Below are 17,609 nucleotides of genomic sequence, written 5' to 3'. Positions count from 1 at the left end.
TCAAATAAAGAAGAACAATGGATAAAAAAGTAAAGGTTATGAAGCCAGTGTAGAAGTTGGGTTATGAAGTTAATTAAAGATGAATTAAGGAGGTGAATAATGGATAAGGGTGGCTTTAATTTTTACGATTATCTACGAATTTTTCGTCGTCGCTTCAAGATTGTTATATTGACATTTGTTGTAGTTACTGTAGTTAGTTCAGTCTATACCAGGAGACAGAATCCTGTATATGAAGCGGTGACAAGAGTAAAAGTGATAGAGAGTGCTACATCACAGGAACTACTCACTGCCCTGATTGCATATAATCCGGCTGATGTGATGGCTTCAGAGGTCCAAATGATTAAGAGCCATATCGTGATGGAGGAGGCAGCGCGGCGGTTAGGACTTATCAAGGCTGAGAGTACTCCTTTAGAGGTTGAGCATGCTGTTGCTCGTCTGCAAGGTGCTGTGTCAGCGGAGCAGGTTAAGTCTACTAATATTATTGAAATAAAAGCTTTATCCTCTGACCCTGAAGTAGCTACACAGATAGTTAATGCTGTAGCCTATGCGTATAAGGGTAAACGGACAGAAGAGAAGAGGCGGCAGGTAAAGGAGGCAAGGGAATTCATTGAGTCTCAAATTGATATTATTGGATCTAAGCTTAGGACTGCTGAAGATGCTCTTAGAATATTTGTTAAAAACAGGATGAGTGAGGGTCAGGTGTATTTGCCTGGTAGCAAAGATAAAGTTGCAGACCTTGAGTTTACCCTTTATCAACTACGTCAAACTTATACAGATTGGTATCCAAAGGTACAGCAGTTGAAAGCACAAGTAGACTCTTTAAAACAAGAGGCTAAAATTTGGGAATCAAGTGAAATAGAACGTGAGCGTCTTGCTCGTGAGGTTACACTATCAGCAGATATGTATTCTTTACTCAACACAAAATATAGAGAAGCACTTATAGCAGAGGCGGAAAAGACTGAGCCTGTAACTATCATTAATCCGGCTGTGGTACCGGTATCACCAATTAATCCACGTAAGACGATAAATATTGTGATTGGTGCATTAATGGGCTTATTTATAGGGTTTGTCTTTGCATTTGTGGCAGAAAATATTGATACCTCTATTGGAAGGATAGAAGATGTAGAGGATTATTTGAAGTTACCTGTATTAGGGATAATTCCGCAAATTAAGTTTGATAAAACAACAGGTGAGACGGAGTTTGCTTTGGAAAAGCAGTTAATTACTCATTATTCACCTAAATCGTCTGTGGCAGAGAGTTACCGTATATTACAGACGAATATTGATTTTGCGCTTATGGACAAAAATATACATACCATTTTATTTACAAGTACTATCCACGAGGAGGGTAAGACTCTAAGTGCAATCAATTGTGCTGTTGCTATGGCACAGGCTGGTAAAAAGACACTACTTGTAGAATCTGACCTCAGGCGGCCTAGACTACATAGATTGTTTGGGGTATCAAAAGAGCCAGGTTTAACAGATTTACTATTAAGGAAGTTAAAATTTGAGGATGTTAAAAAGGGGGCAGTTGATTTTGTATTGGGTAAAATGGGGATGGAGGGTGTGACCAAGACACCTGGGATTGAGAATTTAACTTTCATAAGCTCTGGTTACCTACCTCCTAATCTAATCGGTGTATTAAACTCACGTGCCTTTACAGATTTTGTAGATAAAGTTAAGAAAGCATTTGATATAGTCATTTTTGACTGTCCCCCCATTCTTCCATTACCTGATGCAGCTGTTTTAGGCTCAAAGATAGAGAGTGCTATTTTAGTACATCAAGCAGGTAAGGTAGCAAGGAGAGCACTATACAGGGCTAAAATAGCGTTAGAGCATACTAAAACAGATATAATAGGAATAGTTTTGAATAATATTAAGGCATATGAGTTGGAGCCTGATACTGGCTACTATTATAGTAAGTATTACAGGTATAAATATACTGAAGAGAAGCCGAGAGTGCGTAAATTTTTTAAAAAACGAACCAAAGTTTAAATCTTTGGAAGTTAAAAATTAAAAAAGTAAAATGCAAAATCACAAGTCAAAATTAAAAATTGATATAAAAGACCGTACTTATCGGTATGCCTTGGGCATTATTCAATTTATTGAAAAATTACCCAAGAACAGCTATCCTTGTGAGATGATTGGGAAGCAATTGCTTAGAAGCGCGACAAGTATTGGGGCAAATATTATAGAGACTTAGGCTTCAAGTTCTAAAAAAGATTTTGCTAATTTCTTAAATTACTCATTAAAGTCAGCTAATGAGAGTAAATTTTGGCTTAGTCTTTTAATAGATTCTGGAAAAACAAGTGCAGAATCGGTGGCCCCATTATTGGAAGAAGCAAAGGAGCTTTCTAATATTCTTGGGGCAAGTATATCGACTTTGAAAGGTAAAAGATAATTTTGAATTTTGGACTGTATTTTTGAATTTTTCATTTTACATTTTTATTTATTATGAGGATAGATAGGAATACTGTAATACTGCTTTTTGTAGTAATTCTTTTAACAGTATTTATGGGTAGAATTATACCACTCTTACCAGCAAAGATACCTATAGCAGTGGTCTTCTTAGGGATAGCTGTAGCATTTATCACTTTTATAAACCCAAATGCAGGTCTTGTTGTCTTAATTCTTTCAATGCTACTTTCACCTGAATTGACTTTAGCTAAGCTTCCTGAAAGGGAGTTATCTATTCGAGTAGATGATGTAATAGTGGGGATAATCTTTTTCTCCTGGCTTGCTCGTATAGCAGTTCATAAGGAATTAGGTATTTTTAGGCATACTCCATTAAACAAACCAATTGCAATATATGCAGGTTGCTGTGTGTTATTTACGACTCTTGGCATGTTAAGAGGTAATGTGAGATTAGTATCTGGCTCATTCTATATTATGAAATATCTTGAGTATTTTCTTGTATATTTTATGGCAGTTAACCTTATACGAAATGAGAAGCATATAAAACTTTACCTTGTATTTTTGCTCATAACTTGTGGTATAACTTGCATATATGCTGCTTCCCTAATAGGGAAAATGGAAAGAATAACAGCCCCATTTGAGGGGGCAGGTGAGCCAAATACTCTTGGTGGCTACCTTCTGATAATGATGGCACTTGCAACAGGTATTTTGTTACATCAGCCTTCTATTAGAACAAAGGTCTCTCTATTTGTATTATTAGCTATCTCTTCTCTCTGTTTAGCTTACACTCAATCCAGAGCCTCTTATATGGCATTTCCATTTGTGTATCTGACCATACTCTTCTTTAGTGAGAAGAAAGGACTTATAATTGGAGTCCTTGCGTTAGTATTGGTTTTCTTTTTAATAAGACCCGTTGTTGTAATTGGTAGAATAAAATATACTTTTAATGTACCTGAGCCAGAAAGAAGACAAGCTGAGCGTATCTTTGGTGTGGCAGTAGAGAGTTCTGCAGGTGCTCGGCTATCAAGCTGGCGTGAAGCTATCCGGACGATATATGTCAAACATCCTATATTTGGGACAGGGTTAGTTGGTTACGGGTTTCTTGATGGGCAATGGGTAAGGAATTTTATTGAACTTGGTGCAGTTGGTTTTTTAGCTTTCATTTTTCTACTTGTATCCATTTTTAATAATTTTCGTGTTGTATATAATAAGACACCACCGGGTCTATATAAAGGTGTAGCTCTTGGTGGGCTTGGTGCATTTTCAGGTGTAGTTGTACATGCAATAACTGCTAACTCTTTTATGATAATAAGAATAATGGAGCCTTTCTGGTTTTTGGCAGCAATGATAATGGTGATGCCAACACTTGAATCTGAAGAATCTACATTGGTTTCCCAATAAAAAGAGTTACAAGTTGTAGATGCGAGTCCTAAAGGGCTCGGCTACATAGGACTATGGTGTAACTGTAGGCGAAGGTTTTAACTTTAATTTACAGTTTTATATTACTTGAGTGGAGTAGAAAAAGACTTGACTATTTGGATTTTAAAAGTATATTATTTTCATATGCGTTTAAAAATGGGTAGATTTAAAAATCTGAATACAATTAAAGACAAAATTCGAGAGCATGTAGAGAATAAGAAATGGGTTATTGCAGTCTATCTTTTGGCTCATTAGCAGGTAGTTCATATGGGGCAAAACGCATCCCAGATGTAGATGTTGGAATTTTACTTGATGATAAAAATCCTTATTCTGATACATTGGAGGCAAAAATAAAGATGGAAATAGAACTTAATGAATTTGTAGGCAAATCATTTGGCAAGATTGACCTCTCTATTCTTAATGATGCACCACCAGTTTTTGTTCACGAAGTTATAAGAAGTTATAAAATGTAGAAATGTTATATTTGAAAGAGATAGAGAAAGAAGACTTGATTTTGAATTTAAAGCAGAACTTAAATATTTTGACACAAAGCCTATGCGAGAATACTTTTGGAAAGAGATGGTGAAGAGAATAAAAGAGGGGACTTTTGGATATTCAAAATGAAAAATTAAAGACCTCTCTTGACATAATGGAGCAAACTTGTACCCGCTTAAATGGGTATCAATCTATTATCTTTAAGAAATACAAAAATAGTTGGGAAATCCAATCTATTGTTGAAAGACAATTGCAACAGGGGATACAGGCGTGTATGGATGCTACTATGAGGCTTATTACACTGAAGAATTTCGGGCACCCTGATGAATATGTAGGGCTATTTGATACACTTGCTTAGAATAAGATTATTACCAACAAGTTATCCGATAAGATGAAAGATTTGGTAGGATTTCGTAACATACTTGTGCATGAATATTTTCAGATTGATTTACAAAAAGTCTTCAACCACCTTAAAAATGACCCTAAAATCATCAGGGAATTTGCGAAGCATTTAGTAAAATTCTTAGAAAGAGAATAGACAAGGTTAATGTAAGGTTACAAGCAAAGGGGCGGTGCATTATCTCAAAAGGTAGTTTAGTGTTAAGAGTTTAGCTATCCAAAAATGAAGTGTGCAATCCCATGAGCAGAGGGAATAATTTTGTCTCGATTCCATTGGGATAATTTTGATATTTGATTTTTACATTTTAATTTTGTATTATAATGGATACAGAAACGAGGTTTATTAGAAATACACTCTCTCTGCTTAGTTCACAGGCTGTAATTAAAGCCTTATCTTTTGTGCTTGGTATATTTGTGGCAAGATATCTTGGAGCCACAGATTATGGTAAATACAATTTTGGTCTCGCATTTATTGGCTTCTTTAGCCCGGTTGCTGGTTTAGGGTTGAGTCTGCTTATGATAAGAGAAGTGGCAAAGAAGAAGGAAGATAGAGAAGTATATGTTGGAACTACTCTTTTATTGAGGGTAGTGGCTTCTGTCGTTATGTTTGGGGTTGCTTTTGCCATTACTTCTTTTATTTCATTACCAGTGGATACGAAGATAATCATTTACCTCTTTGGACTGGCTATGATAATAGAAAATGTCAGTTCTTCTTATGGTTGTATATATCCAGCTTTTGAGAGGCTCGATATTACAGCAATCGTTCAAGCTATAGAAAGGATTTTGAGTTTTGCACTCATTCTTTCATTTCTCTTTATAGGCTATAGGCTCATTGGTATTTCTACTGTTAGACCAATTACAGCTCTATTTATATTAGGGATAAACATATTAATCTGTAATAAAATATTTATAAAAAATAGGATAAAGTTTACCCTTCAATTAAGTAAATTTCTACTAAAAGAGAGCTGGCCATTTATGGTTGATTTTCTTTTTGTAACGCTGTATCTTTACATTGATATCGTGATGCTCCAAAGTATGAAGGGAGCGAGTTTTGTAGGTCTTTATTCAGTTGCTACAATGTTTATCTTTGTATTTTTGCCAATTCCGGGTTCTTTCATAAGTTCAATATATCCAGTATTCTCAAGGACCTTTTTAAATGAAAGAGAGGAGTTTTGCCTTTATTTTGAGAAAGTGGCAAAAATTCTTGTTACAATTGCAATCCTACTTTCCATAATTATTACTATTTTTGCTTATAAAATAATACCAATACTATATGGGAAAGAATATTTATCTTCTATTAGAGTACTCCAAATAGTCATCTGGACACTGCCTTTTATATTTCTCTCAACACTTTCAAGGAGTGTACTTCAGAGTGCAGCCCTTCAGCGTATACCAATGTGGATTGCTGGAGGGAATATTGCAGTTAATATAATACTTAACTATTTTCTCATCCCTAAATTTGGTATGGAAGGAGCAGCAAGTGCTACAATAATTACAGAGATTGCAGGCCTTATATTACTTTTTTATTTCATTAAAAAAAGGATTGGGATAGAGCCAATAAAAATAATTGGAGTAGTGTCAAAATCTGATTTATTATTCTTGAAAAAAGAAATCTTTAAAAGATAGAAATGGAAGAAGTAAACTGTAATCTTTGTGAAGGTAAAGATACAGAGCTCCTTTTCTATGGCAAGGATTGGGTTTTCCCTACTAATGAGGAGTTTAATATTGTGAGATATAAAAAATGTGGGCTCGTGTTTCTAAATCCAAGACCAGAAAAAGATGAAATTCTAAAATATTATCCAGATGAATATTATGGCAAAGGAAAGAAAAAGTTAAATGAACCTTATCCCTTCCTAAAACCTAAGAGAGTAAAAATGACAAAAAAATATATAAAATGTGGCAAAATTCTTGACATTGGTTCACAGCGAGGTGAGTTTTTGTTAAAAATGATGGAGGCAGGATTTGAGCCTTATGGAGTTGAAATGTCAGAATATGCTTGCAACTATGCTAAAACACTGGGACTTAAGAATGTGATACACGGTGATATAGAAGAGATAAAATTGGAGTCCAAGTTCTTTAATGTAGTGATACTATGGCATGTTTTAGAGCACATTTATGACCCGCAAAAGTTGCTGTAGTATAAAGTAAATAAGAGTATGGAGAGCAATGGGCTTTTAGTGATTGAGATACCAAACTTTAGCACTCTTGGGAGAAGAATATGGAAAGAAGAGTGGTATGCACTTGATGCTCTACGCCATCTTTATCAATTTACTGAGTCTACTCTCTCAGAGATGCTTAGAAAAGCTGGCTTTAAAGTCATTAAAAAATCGTACAGAGATAATTTTTATTCAAACTTTGCAAGTTTTAAAATAAGTCTTCTCCGAATATTAGGGCTTGATAAATTTAACCAAAATAGAGAGGTAGAAGATATCAGAATTCTTGGGAAAAGATGGTACAGGGGAATTGTGCGTAGTCTTTTTAATTGGTTTTGTATAATATTTTCTCTTCTTATTTTAGAAGTGGCGATATAATAACTATTTATTCAAAGAAGGAGTAGTGAGAGGTATAAGTATAGTTATTCCAAACTATAATGGTAAGCATCTGCTTGAAAGATAAAATAAACTGGAAAAATTTCTATGATAAAGAGAGTGAATTTAAACGGTTCATTCCTCAGGAAGACCCTTCAGAGGAAAAGCGTGTACAGCTTGTATTTTCTTTATTGCCGAGGAAGAAGATAGGAAGCATATTAGATGTAGGGTGTGGTGATGGCTATTTATGTAATACTTTTTTACAGAAAGGTATTGCAAAGACTGTTGTAGGTGAGGATTTATCCTTGAATCGGCTACATTTTGCAAAGAAAAAGTTCAAGGGGTGTAAGTTTGTCGTAGCTGAAATAACTAACTTGCCATTCAAGTCAAACTTCTTTGATATAGTAAGTGCTGTTGAGGTATTGGAACATTTGGACGTTCCTTTAAAGGCATTGTATGAACTACGAAGGGTTTCAAGTAGATATGTATTATTCGCAACTCCTTACAAAGAGACCTTGCAACAAACTCTATGCCCTCACTGTCTCAAAATGTTCTATAAGGATGGGCATATTCAATCATTTGACGAAGAGAAAGTAAAAAAGCTGTGTCAAATTTGTAGTCTAAAGATAGTAAAAATGAAGATATACGTGTCGTCGCGAGCATTTGATTTAGATGGGGCTTTGAGCTGGATTCCTGATAAAACAAAAGAGTTCATTAAGAATATATTTTTTAAAGCTCGCCTAGTTTCAGGAGCAGCTATAGGAGTACTGGCTTTAAAGGGACAATAATAGCATATTATAAAATATATCAGAAATGCTTGAAAAATGAGAGTTTCTGGTAAAAAGAAAATCTTATATGTTGACACGCCAATTGAGCCACCAGGAGGTGGGCAGCAGAGTCTATTGCTAATATTGCAAGGGCTTGATAAATCAAGCCCCTACTTTCGACCAATTGTATTTATTCCAAATAAGTGTGAGTTTACAAAACAATTAACTAATAAAAATATCTGTTATAAAATTGTTAGACCCCTAAAATTATTATCTGAAATAAGAAAGCTTAATCCTGAAATTATACATTGCAATTCAGCGACTACAAGATATGCTTTTTATACAGCATTAGTTTCTAAACTTTTATGCATCCCCTTTATTTGGCATGTAAGGGCTGTAGAATCTGCTGGCTGGCGTGATAGAGTGATTGCAAAGCTTTCAACCAGAATTATTGCAATATCCGAAGCTGTTAAGGAGAAATTTTCGTATGTAAAAGTGGATAAAATTAGGCAAATTTACAATGCAGTAGATACTGAGGTTTTTAAATCAGGGTTGGATATAGAGTATCTTTACAATGAATTTAATATTGAAAAGACAAAGAAGGTTGTAGGTATATTTTCAAGACTTGACCCCTGGAAGGGGCATAGGCTTTTTATAGATACTGCAAGAATTGTAAAAGGTAGTTTAAACAAGGGGATACCCCTTGTTTACAACCTCCATAAAGATGTAATATTTTTAGTTGTAGGGGAAGGGGAAGAAAGTTATAAAAAGCAGCTTTTTGAGTATACAGAAATACATGAGCTAAAAGAGGATATGATATTTACAGGTTTTAGAAAGGATATACCAGAGCTTATGAATTTGTGCAATGTAATAGTGAATACCTCAATTGAGCCAGAGGCATTTGGTAGGACAATTATAGAAGCAATGGCTTGTGCCAAACCCGTTATAGCTACAAATATGGGTGGCCCAAAGGAGATAATAGAAGATAAGGTGGATGGCTTCCTTTTAGAGCCAGATGCTGTAAGTATTGCTAAAACTATAATTGAGTTATTACAAAACCAAAATCTAAGAAATAAAATTGGAAAAAAAGCAAGAGAAAAAGTTATAGAAAAGTTTAGTGTAGAGATGCAAATTAAAGAAATAGAAAAATTATATAGAGAAGTATTGGCACATAAATAGAGTATATTATGGAGGCAATGGATAAGATTGAAGATATGGGTACAGCACCGGGGTTGCATCATAAAGTTTTAAAAATGATAGCTCAAGAGAAGACCTGCCCGACATCTTGCAGGCGGGGAGGACGAGTTTTAGATGCTCCAGCAGGGAGGGGAAAGCTATCTTTTCATTTAAGAGAAATGGGATTTGAAGTTTGGGCTGGAGATATAGAGGAGAAAGTATTTGAACCGAAAGATATAAAATTTCAAAAACTTGATTTAAATGAAAGATTACCTTACCCAGATTCTTTTTTTACATATATTGTATGTGTAGAAGGTATCGAACATTTAATGAACGTTTATCAGTTATTTTAAGAATATGGTAGAATTATTGAACCTAATGGAAAATTGATTATTACTACTCCTAATATACTAAGTATTTTTTCAAGATTACGCTATTTACTAATTGGATATTATGATTATTTTGGTGGTTTTTTTAGCCGTGAAAACCATCTTTATACTTTACACATCAACCCTATGGGATTCCCTGAAATATATTTTGCTCTGAAAAGAGCAGGATTTGAGATTGAAAGTATAACTACTAATAGGAATGTCATATCTACTCGGAAATTACCTCTACGCTTACTATTATGGTTTTTAGCTCTTTTGTCTAAGATAGTAACATTGGTTAAGGTAAAAGATAACTTTATGCGTAAGATATTAAGTTCTAGAGAGCTGTTGATGGGTGAGATATTAATTTTGAAGTGCGTGAGGAGGTAAATATGGAGAAATTATCTGTAGCAATAATAACTAAAGATGAAGAAAGAAATATAGAGAAATGTTTAGAGAGCTTGAAATGGGCAGATGAAATTGTAGTCTTAGACGGCTACAGCACTGATAAGACTGTAGAAATTTGCCGCAAGTACACGGATAAGATATATCAAAAAGAATTTGAAACCTTTCCTCTGGAGCGAGATTTCATTTTAAAAAAGACATCTTATAAATGGGTGCTTTCTGTAGATTCGGATATGTATTTCCCATCTGAGATTTGTGATGAGATAAAAAATGTGTTAAAGCAAGGCCCTAAATATGATGCCTATTTGATGAGAGGATTAACTATATTTTTAGGGCGTGAAATTAGGCATTGTACATGGTACGACCCTCGCTATTTAAGACTCTTTAACAAAGAGAAGGGACATTATGATTTATCTTTAAAAGTGCTTGATGTTTTCCGGCCCCATGGCAAGGTTGGAGTATTAAAGAATCATTTTATTCACTATGGAGGTGATAGTTTTGCATCTTATTTCACAAAAATGGTTAGATATTCGTCTCTCACTGCTGAAGAGTATCAAACAAAGGGAGTGAAGGTTACACATTATAATTGGGTATGGTACCTTTGTCTTAAACCATTTTTAGCTTTTCTTCATAAGTATATTATAAAAAGAGGTTTTCTGGACGGGATTGTTGGATTCCTTGTGTGCGTGAATTCTGCTATAAGTTACTACGCACCTCTTGCTATTCTCTGGGACAGACAGAGAAAATCATCCTCAAATGGCACATTAGCTACAGAGGAGCAACGAATAAAAGATGAGATTGGTAAAACTAAAAACGGCTGAGTATAAAAAGGGATTAGATTTTTCCAATTTTCGAAGATTATTATGAGAATTGAGGTTGATGTAAGAGAGTTGGAAAAAGTGAATGGAACGAGCTTTGAGAGGTTTTGATAATGATAAAAAAATTCGTAAAACTTTTAAGGCAGGAAATGAGCCCGAAAGGTGAAAATATTACTGCTTGTGATTACGACGAACGGATACCACTTCAATCATTTCAATTTCAAATAGGTGATTATTGCCAGCCACAAGGCTTTTCCCCCTATGGCGAAGAATAGAGATCATCTTGAATGCCTTGAATCCTAAATCGGATGAGAAAATATTAGATGTAGGCTGAGGTATTGGAACATTTACTTATCACTCGGCAAGACTTGGTGCTCAAGCATTAGGTATCGATTATTCAATGAAATCAATTGAAGTAGCTAAGTATTTATGTAAATATTATAACATGGAAGATAAGGTAAGATTTATATTAGCTGATGCAACAACAACTTTACCTCTCAAAGAGAATCTCTTTGATAAAATAGTAGCTGCAGATTTTATTGAACATATCACTGATAAGCAGAAAGAAAATTTAGTTAAAGAGATGATACGCGTGTCCAATGAAGTGGGCACTATAGTGATATTTACTCCTAATGAGATTCGAGAGTTTATAAGTTTCTTATATTGAAAGGGTTATTAAGTGCTAATCTTATGTGGACCATAAAGAAGAAGCCGTGATACTACCTAAAGGGCGATATCACCTGCACGCTTTGAGAGCTCTACTGTAGATGCATTTAAGATTGAAGGCCACGGAATAAAGTGTAAAAGAGAGATTATCATTAAGGATTAGACTCCTTAACTTACTCAAAGTTTTAAAACTATGACCTTTTTAGAGCTTTTGATAAATAAAAACTTGACAAACTTTTATTATTTTTTATAATTATAAATAAAAAGGAGGAAAATTGAAAACAATAATCCTTTGTGGTGGAATTGGGATGAGACTGAAAGAGGAGACCGAATATCGGCCCAAGCCAATGGTTGAGATTGGAGGGAAGCCAATTTTATGGCATATTATGAATATATACGCTCATTATGGATTCAAGGAGTTTGTTTTAGCACTGGGTTTTAAAGGCGATGTTATTAGAAATTATTTTCTTAATTATGAGTTTTATAATTCAGATTTTACAGTGACTTTGAGTAGTCATAAGAATATCAAAATCCACAGAACTCATCCAGAGGTTGGATGGAAAGTTACTTTAGTTGAAACTGGTGACAAAGCTATGACTGGCGCAAGAATTAAGAGGTGCGAAAAGTATATTTCAGAAGATAACTTTATGGTTACTTATGGAGATGGATTAGGAGATGTAAATTTGAATAAATTAGTCAAGTTCCATATGAGTCATGGAGCTATTGGAACCCTTATTGGTATAAATCCACCTACTCGTTGGGGAGAATTAATTACAAAGGGCAATGATGTTATAGAATTTAGGGAGAAGCCAAAAGTCCATGGTTTAGAGGGTGATATAAATGGTGGGTTTATGGTATTTCGTAAAGAACTCTTTAAATATCTAACATCAGATGATAATTGTGTTTTTGAGAAAGAACCTCTTGAGCGATTAGCGAGAGAGAAGCAATTAAAAGTTTACCACCATGATGGCTTCTGGCAATGTATGGATACATATCGTGATTATTTATTATTGAACGAAATTTGGGAAAGTGGTAAGATACCATGGCAACCTAGCGATTGAGGAGGCCACGGATTACACCAATGTTCAACAATTCTTACAAAAATAAAGTTGTTTTAGTAACAGGGCACACTGGCTTTAAGGGGTCTTGGCTTTCCATTTGGTTGAAGGAGCTTGGTGCAAATGTTATAGGATATGCATTGGAGCCTTATACAAAGGATGATAATTTTGTTGTTACTAATCTAAAAGAGAAGATTACCCATATTATTGGAGATGTGAGAGATTACAAAAAACTAAAAGCTGTCTTTGATAAATATAAACCAGAGTTCGTTTTTCATCTTGCTGCTCAATCCTTAGTTATAGAATCTTATAAAAATCCCAGAGAAACATATGAGACTAATATATTAGGAACAGTCAATATCTTTGAGGCAGCTCACCAGACTAATTCAGTGAAAGTTATCATAAATGTGACCAGTGACAAATGTTATGATAACAAGGGGTGGGTCTGGGGATACCGTGAAAATGATCCAATGGGAGGATATGACCCTTATAGTTCCAGTAAGGGATGTTCTGAACTTGTGACTGCTGCTTACAGGAATTCATTTTTTAATCCTCAAGAATTTGAAAAGCACGCAAAAAGTTTATCTTCCGTAAGGTCAGGCAATGTGATTGGTGGTGGCGACTGGCGAAAACATAGAATCATCCCTGATTGTGTAAGGGCATTTAAAAAAGGGGAACCAATTGAGGTAAGAAACCCTGATGCTATCCGGCCATGGCAACATGTGCTGGAGCCATTATGGGGCTATTTACTTTTGGGTTCAAAAATGTATGAAAAGCCAAAAAAATATTGTGGGGCATGGAATTTTGGCCCAAATAGCGATTCAATAATTACAGTAAGAAAATTAGTGGAACTATTTATAAAAAAATACGGTCAAGGGAGTTGGAGGACTGCTCCAGACGAATCTCCCCATGAGATAAAAACTTTAACTTTAGATATAAACAAAGCACGAACCTATCTAAATTGGAGTCCTATATGGAGTATTGAAAAATGTATTGAAAAGACAGTTGAGTGGTATAAAAAGAGTGACAAAGATGATTTATATGATATTTGTGTTGCCCAAATAAATGATTACATTTCAGATATGGAGAAATGCTGAAGCAATGAAGCATATAATTATACGAATATAAAGGAGATCACAAATGAAAGTAAGGGATAATATTTTTCATAACTTGTTTATTTTTGAGATGGCTAATAACCATATGGGAAGTGTTGAACATGGCTTAAGGATTATTAGAGAGATACATAAGGTCAGTAAGAATTTTGACTTCAATTTTGGATTTAAACTTCAGTATCGGCATTTAGATACATTTATCCATCCAGATTTTAAGAACAGAACCGATATAAAGTATATCAAACGTTTTCAAGAAACACGACTTACTGAAAATCAATTTAAGAGGTTAAAAAATGAAATTACTAATCTTGGTTTTGTCTCAATTTGCACACCTTTTGATAAGAATTCAGTTGATTTGATAGAAAAACATGGTTTTGATATTATTAAAATTGGCAGCTGTTCCTTTACTGATTGGCCTTTATTGGAGAGAATTGCTAAATCGGACAAACCGATTATTGCTTCAACAGCTGGTTCATCTTTGGATGAAATTGATAAAGTAGTTAGTTTTTTCCAGCATAGAGAAAAACAACTGGCAATTATGCATTGTGTTGGAGAGTATCCCACGAAGGCAGAAAATTTACAATTAAATCAAATTGATTTATTTATAAAACGATATCCTGATATAACGGTTGGGTTTTCAACTCATGAAGATCCTAACAATATGGATGCCATAAAAATTGCTATAGCCAAAGGTGCGAGTATATTTGAGAAGCATGTCGCCGTTGAGACAGATGAGTTTCCAAAAAATGCTTATTCAGCGACTCCAGAGCAAATTGCACAATGGTTGAAGTCAGCCAATTTAGCTTTTCAAATGTGTGGTATTTGTGGTGAAAGGGCAAAGTTTACTAAAAAGGAACTGGCTGACCTTAGACAATTTAGACGTGGCGTTTTTGCAAGTAAGAGGATTTTAAAAGGAGAAAGGATAGATTTATCAAATACATTTTTTGCATTCCCTAATCAGGATAATCAACTGGTTGCCAATGATATGTCCAAGTACACTGAATATAATGCGGAGAAGGATTTCAATATCAATGAGCCGATAATGTTTGAAAATGTTAAAGTGACAGAAACAAGGGAAAAAATTTATTCAATTGTGCAAAAGGTAAAAAAATTATTAAAGAAAGGAAAAGTGATTGTCCCTGGTAAAGCAAGTTTGGAGATTTCCCATCATTATGGAGTTGACCGTTTTGATGAATATGGAGTTACTATGATTACAGTGGTTAATCGTGAATATTGTAAAAAATTAATTATCGTTTTACCTAACCAAAAACATCCTGAGCAATATCATAAAGAGAAAGAAGAAACCTTTGTCATCCTTTATGGTGATATTTTGTTGAGTCTTGATGGAAAAGAACAAAAATACAGTTCAGGGGATGTTATAACAATAAAACGTGGTGTAAGACATAGTTTCGCAACAAAAACAGGTGCCATAATTGAAGAAATCTCATCTACGCATTATAATGAGGATTCTTATTATACTGATAAAACGATATTAAAGAATAAGAATCGTAAAACCTATCTAACCTATTGGATGGAATAGTTTAAATTACTAAATGGGCAATGAAAACGATTGTATGGGATATTGATGATGTGTTAAATGACTTAACGAGGTCCTGGTTAGAAAATAGCTGGCTGCCCTCGAATCCGGATTGCCACTTGAGTTATCAAAATCTAACAATTAATCCACCAAATGACCTGTTGGGATTGGGAAAAGAGGATTATTTTAAACTATTAGATGCTTACAGAAACTCGAATAAAGCAAAGGCCATGAAACCAGATGAAAATGTAGTAAGGTGGTTTAAAAAATACGGTGAGGACTTTAGACATATAGCATTGACTACAAGGCCAAAACATACGGTTGCTGCAGCAGTGGAATGGGTTTTGTGGCATTTTGGAAAATGGATAAGGACAATTAGTTTCATACCATCCAGTCGTCCAAATACATACATGCCAATCTATGATAAAAGTAAAGTAGAATATTTAGATTGGTTTGGTAAAGTGGATTTTTTTATTGATGACGAAACCAAAGATGTTGAAGGTGCAAGGAAATTAGGAATACAATCATATTTGGTTTCTCAACCATGGAATAATGGTGAATTGACTCTACCTGAGATTTTAGATTTGTTAACAGAAATTACATAGTGAATAAAAAATTAATCAAGCTTTCAGATTTCGTTTTCAATTTTATTGAGAGTATTGGTGTAAAACATGTTTTTATGCTTCCGGGTGGCGCTTGTATGCATCTTGTAGATTCGTTGGGGAGAAATCCAAATTTGGATTATATATGTAATCTTCATGAACAGGCCTGTGCTATTGCTGCAGACGCATATGGACAATACACGAATAATTTTGGGGTTGCTCTTGTTACCAGCGGTCCTGGAGGCACGAATACAATCACAGGTGTTGCAGCTGCCTGGCTTGACTCAACTTCATGTATATTCATCTCTGGACAAGTAAAGCGGTCTGATATGGTTGGAGATAGAGGTGTTAGACAAATGGGATTTCAGGAAATTGATATTGTAAGACTTGTATCTCCAATTACAAAATATGCTGTTACTGTGAAAGAGCCGTCAACTATCCGATACCATTTAGAGAAAGCGACTTATCTTGCAAAAAATAGAAGACCCGGCCCTGTATGGATTGATATTCCACTGGATGTTCAAGCAATGATGATTGACGAAAAAAAGTTAGTTGGATTTAAACCAGACGAAATAGAGCAACCAACAAATTTAGATTTACTCAGACAGCAAGTAAGTAAAACAATCCAGTTATTAAATCAATCTGAGAGGCCAGTAATGCTGGTTGGGAACGGTGTAAGACTTGCTGATGGTATAGAAGATTTCTTGAAGCTTATAGAGATTTTGCAGGTGCCTGTTCTGACAACCTGGAAAGCAATTGATTTTATTCCAGAGACACATAAGCTTTTTGCAGGGCGGCCCGGTGCTGTTGGTCAACGGGGCGCCAATTTTAGTCAACAAAATTCAGATTTCATCTTAATCATTGGGGCACGTCTTGACTTTGGGCAAACAGGATATAATCATAGGAATTTTGCACGGGGTGCAAAAAAAGTGATGGTCGACATTGATTCAAATGAAATCAATAAAATGGATATGCCTATTGATGTACCTATTTGCAGTGATGCGAAAGCGTTTATTCAAGAATTTATCAAACAGAGGGATAAAATAGAACTCATTGATAGAACTAACTGGTTAAAAAAATGTAAAGAGTGGCAGGCAAAGTATCCTGTCGTGTTGCCTGAATATTGGAAACAAGAAGGGCATGTAAATAACTATGTACTGGTTGATGTTTTATCTGATGAAATGTCTGAAAATGATTTGTTAATACCCGGAAGTTCAGGGGCATGTAGCGAAGTAACTATGCAGGCATTCAGAGTAAAAGAAGGGATGCGGATATTTAACAGTGAAGGACTTGGTCCAATGGGATTTGGGATACCTGCAAGTATTGGTGGGTGTATTGCAAGTGGTAGGAAAAGAACCGTATGCATTGAGGGTGACGGTGGATTTTGTTTGAATATGCAGGAATTGGAAACTGTAAAGAGATTAAACCTACCGATAAAATTTTTTGTCTTAAATAATCAAGGTTATGCCTCCATACGTGCAACTCAAAATAATTACTTTAAAGGTCGTCTTGTGGCTAGTGACCCTGCAAGTGGTTTAACATTGCCCAATGTAAGGAAAATTGCAGATAGTTTTGGAATCCCTTCTATACAATTGAATTCTCATAAGGATATTAGAGAGAAAGTCCGACAAGTATTATATATGGAGGGCCCAGTAATTTGTGAAGTAGTATTATCTTATGAACATGTTACTGCGCCGAAAGTATCTTCATACCAGAAAAAGGACGGCAGCTTTGTTTCCAGGCCGTTAGAGGACATGGCGCCGTTTCTGGACCGGAAAGAATTCAAAGAGAATATGCTGATTCCGATTATTGATGATGAATAAAGGAGTATTTTATATCATTTT

Annotated in this window: 18 protein-coding genes and 1 pseudogene; all 19 read left to right on the top strand. The window is 34.9% G+C overall.

All coding sequences use genetic code 11. The features are described from left to right. Positions 1–99 precede the first annotated feature (99 nt). The 19 genes and pseudogenes from QMD71_00990 to QMD71_00900 all read left to right on the top strand — a co-directional run bounded on the left by QMD71_00990 (position 100) and on the right by QMD71_00900 (position 17,588). Entirely contained in the window at positions 100–1,995 is a 1,896-nt protein-coding gene (locus QMD71_00990; protein ID MDI6839424.1) for a polysaccharide biosynthesis tyrosine autokinase, read from the top strand. A 31-nt stretch (positions 1,996–2,026) separates the two neighbouring features. Next, a pseudogene (locus QMD71_00985) lies at positions 2,027–2,401 on the top strand (four helix bundle protein). 53 nt (positions 2,402–2,454) lie between these two features. Next, entirely contained in the window at positions 2,455–3,816 is a 1,362-nt protein-coding gene (locus tag QMD71_00980; GenBank protein MDI6839423.1) for an O-antigen ligase family protein, read from the top strand. A 239-nt stretch (positions 3,817–4,055) separates the two neighbouring features. Continuing rightward, complete coding sequence (locus tag QMD71_00975; protein ID MDI6839422.1) at positions 4,056–4,307, top strand: nucleotidyltransferase domain-containing protein; 252 nt, start codon at positions 4,056–4,058, stop codon at positions 4,305–4,307. 134 nt (positions 4,308–4,441) lie between these two features. Beyond that, positions 4,442–4,687: a hypothetical protein gene (locus QMD71_00970; GenBank protein MDI6839421.1), complete on the top strand. Its 246-nt coding sequence runs from the start codon at positions 4,442–4,444 to the stop codon at positions 4,685–4,687. Positions 4,688–5,049: 362 nt separating this feature from the next. Further along, positions 5,050–6,354, top strand: coding sequence for a flippase (locus tag QMD71_00965; protein ID MDI6839420.1), 1,305 nt, complete (start codon positions 5,050–5,052; stop codon positions 6,352–6,354). A 2-nt stretch (positions 6,355–6,356) separates the two neighbouring features. Continuing rightward, positions 6,357–6,866, top strand: a complete 510-nt coding sequence (locus QMD71_00960; protein ID MDI6839419.1) for a class I SAM-dependent methyltransferase — start codon at positions 6,357–6,359, stop codon at positions 6,864–6,866. 18 nt (positions 6,867–6,884) lie between these two features. Next, the gene (locus QMD71_00955; protein ID MDI6839418.1) at positions 6,885–7,259 is read left to right on the top strand and encodes a hypothetical protein; all 375 of its coding nucleotides are present in this window, start codon (positions 6,885–6,887) and stop codon (positions 7,257–7,259) included. A gap of 59 nt (positions 7,260–7,318) precedes the next feature. Next, positions 7,319–8,044, top strand: coding sequence for a class I SAM-dependent methyltransferase (locus QMD71_00950; protein MDI6839417.1), 726 nt, complete (start codon positions 7,319–7,321; stop codon positions 8,042–8,044). A 36-nt stretch (positions 8,045–8,080) separates the two neighbouring features. Next, positions 8,081–9,202 (top strand): glycosyltransferase family 4 protein, encoded by a 1,122-nt coding sequence (locus tag QMD71_00945; protein ID MDI6839416.1) that lies wholly within the window; start codon positions 8,081–8,083, stop codon positions 9,200–9,202. 17 nt (positions 9,203–9,219) lie between these two features. After that, positions 9,220–9,552: a methyltransferase domain-containing protein gene (locus tag QMD71_00940; GenBank protein ID MDI6839415.1), complete on the top strand. Its 333-nt coding sequence runs from the start codon at positions 9,220–9,222 to the stop codon at positions 9,550–9,552. 407 nt (positions 9,553–9,959) lie between these two features. After that, on the top strand, positions 9,960–10,793 hold the full coding sequence (locus tag QMD71_00935) for a glycosyltransferase family 2 protein (protein ID MDI6839414.1): 834 nt from the start codon (positions 9,960–9,962) through the stop codon (positions 10,791–10,793). A 110-nt stretch (positions 10,794–10,903) separates the two neighbouring features. Next, positions 10,904–11,065: a hypothetical protein gene (locus tag QMD71_00930; protein ID MDI6839413.1), complete on the top strand. Its 162-nt coding sequence runs from the start codon at positions 10,904–10,906 to the stop codon at positions 11,063–11,065. 62 nt (positions 11,066–11,127) lie between these two features. Continuing rightward, on the top strand, positions 11,128–11,457 hold the full coding sequence (locus tag QMD71_00925; GenBank protein ID MDI6839412.1) for a class I SAM-dependent methyltransferase: 330 nt from the start codon (positions 11,128–11,130) through the stop codon (positions 11,455–11,457). Positions 11,458–11,731: 274 nt separating this feature from the next. Next, positions 11,732–12,517 carry a glucose-1-phosphate cytidylyltransferase gene (gene rfbF, locus QMD71_00920; GenBank protein ID MDI6839411.1) on the top strand — a complete coding sequence of 262 codons (786 nt, stop codon included), beginning with the start codon at positions 11,732–11,734 and terminating at the stop codon, positions 12,515–12,517. A gap of 20 nt (positions 12,518–12,537) precedes the next feature. Beyond that, a complete protein-coding gene (gene rfbG / locus QMD71_00915; protein ID MDI6839410.1) occupies positions 12,538–13,611 on the top strand; it encodes a CDP-glucose 4,6-dehydratase in 1,074 nt (357 codons plus the stop codon). Between the two features lie 43 nt (positions 13,612–13,654). After that, positions 13,655–15,166 (top strand): N-acetylneuraminate synthase family protein, encoded by a 1,512-nt coding sequence (locus tag QMD71_00910; protein MDI6839409.1) that lies wholly within the window; start codon positions 13,655–13,657, stop codon positions 15,164–15,166. A gap of 20 nt (positions 15,167–15,186) precedes the next feature. Beyond that, positions 15,187–15,768, top strand: a complete 582-nt coding sequence (locus QMD71_00905; protein MDI6839408.1) for a hypothetical protein — start codon at positions 15,187–15,189, stop codon at positions 15,766–15,768. Then, complete coding sequence (locus tag QMD71_00900; protein MDI6839407.1) at positions 15,768–17,588, top strand: thiamine pyrophosphate-binding protein; 1,821 nt, start codon at positions 15,768–15,770, stop codon at positions 17,586–17,588. The genes QMD71_00905 and QMD71_00900 overlap by 1 nt, the downstream gene beginning before the upstream one ends. Positions 17,589–17,609: the final 21 nt, after the last annotated feature.

It is taken from the genome of bacterium, from assembly GCA_030018315.1.
GTDB lineage: Bacteria > Hydrothermota > UBA3073 > JACQXS01 > JAGMCI01 > JASEGA01.
The sequence above is the reverse complement of the archived record's forward strand: the minus strand, read 5'-3'. Positions and strand labels throughout refer to the sequence as shown.

Bases quoted from the DNA above. Each gene is read 5' to 3' on its own strand.
- QMD71_00990 (MDI6839424.1), top strand. From the start codon at position 100: ATGGATAAGGGTGGCTTTAATTTTTACGATTATCTACGAATTTTTCGT.
- QMD71_00980 (MDI6839423.1), top strand. From the start codon at position 2,455: ATGAGGATAGATAGGAATACTGTAATACTGCTTTTTGTAGTAATTCTT.
- QMD71_00975 (MDI6839422.1), top strand. From the start codon at position 4,056: ATGGGTTATTGCAGTCTATCTTTTGGCTCATTAGCAGGTAGTTCATAT.
- QMD71_00965 (MDI6839420.1), top strand. From the start codon at position 5,050: ATGGATACAGAAACGAGGTTTATTAGAAATACACTCTCTCTGCTTAGT.
- QMD71_00960 (MDI6839419.1), top strand. From the start codon at position 6,357: ATGGAAGAAGTAAACTGTAATCTTTGTGAAGGTAAAGATACAGAGCTC.
- QMD71_00955 (MDI6839418.1), top strand. From the start codon at position 6,885: ATGGAGAGCAATGGGCTTTTAGTGATTGAGATACCAAACTTTAGCACT.
- QMD71_00950 (MDI6839417.1), top strand. From the start codon at position 7,319: ATGGTAAGCATCTGCTTGAAAGATAAAATAAACTGGAAAAATTTCTAT.
- QMD71_00945 (MDI6839416.1), top strand. From the start codon at position 8,081: ATGAGAGTTTCTGGTAAAAAGAAAATCTTATATGTTGACACGCCAATT.
- QMD71_00940 (MDI6839415.1), top strand. From the start codon at position 9,220: ATGGATAAGATTGAAGATATGGGTACAGCACCGGGGTTGCATCATAAA.
- QMD71_00935 (MDI6839414.1), top strand. From the start codon at position 9,960: ATGGAGAAATTATCTGTAGCAATAATAACTAAAGATGAAGAAAGAAAT.
- QMD71_00930 (MDI6839413.1), top strand. From the start codon at position 10,904: ATGATAAAAAAATTCGTAAAACTTTTAAGGCAGGAAATGAGCCCGAAA.
- rfbG (MDI6839410.1), top strand. From the start codon at position 12,538: ATGTTCAACAATTCTTACAAAAATAAAGTTGTTTTAGTAACAGGGCAC.
- QMD71_00910 (MDI6839409.1), top strand. From the start codon at position 13,655: ATGAAAGTAAGGGATAATATTTTTCATAACTTGTTTATTTTTGAGATG.
- QMD71_00905 (MDI6839408.1), top strand. From the start codon at position 15,187: ATGAAAACGATTGTATGGGATATTGATGATGTGTTAAATGACTTAACG.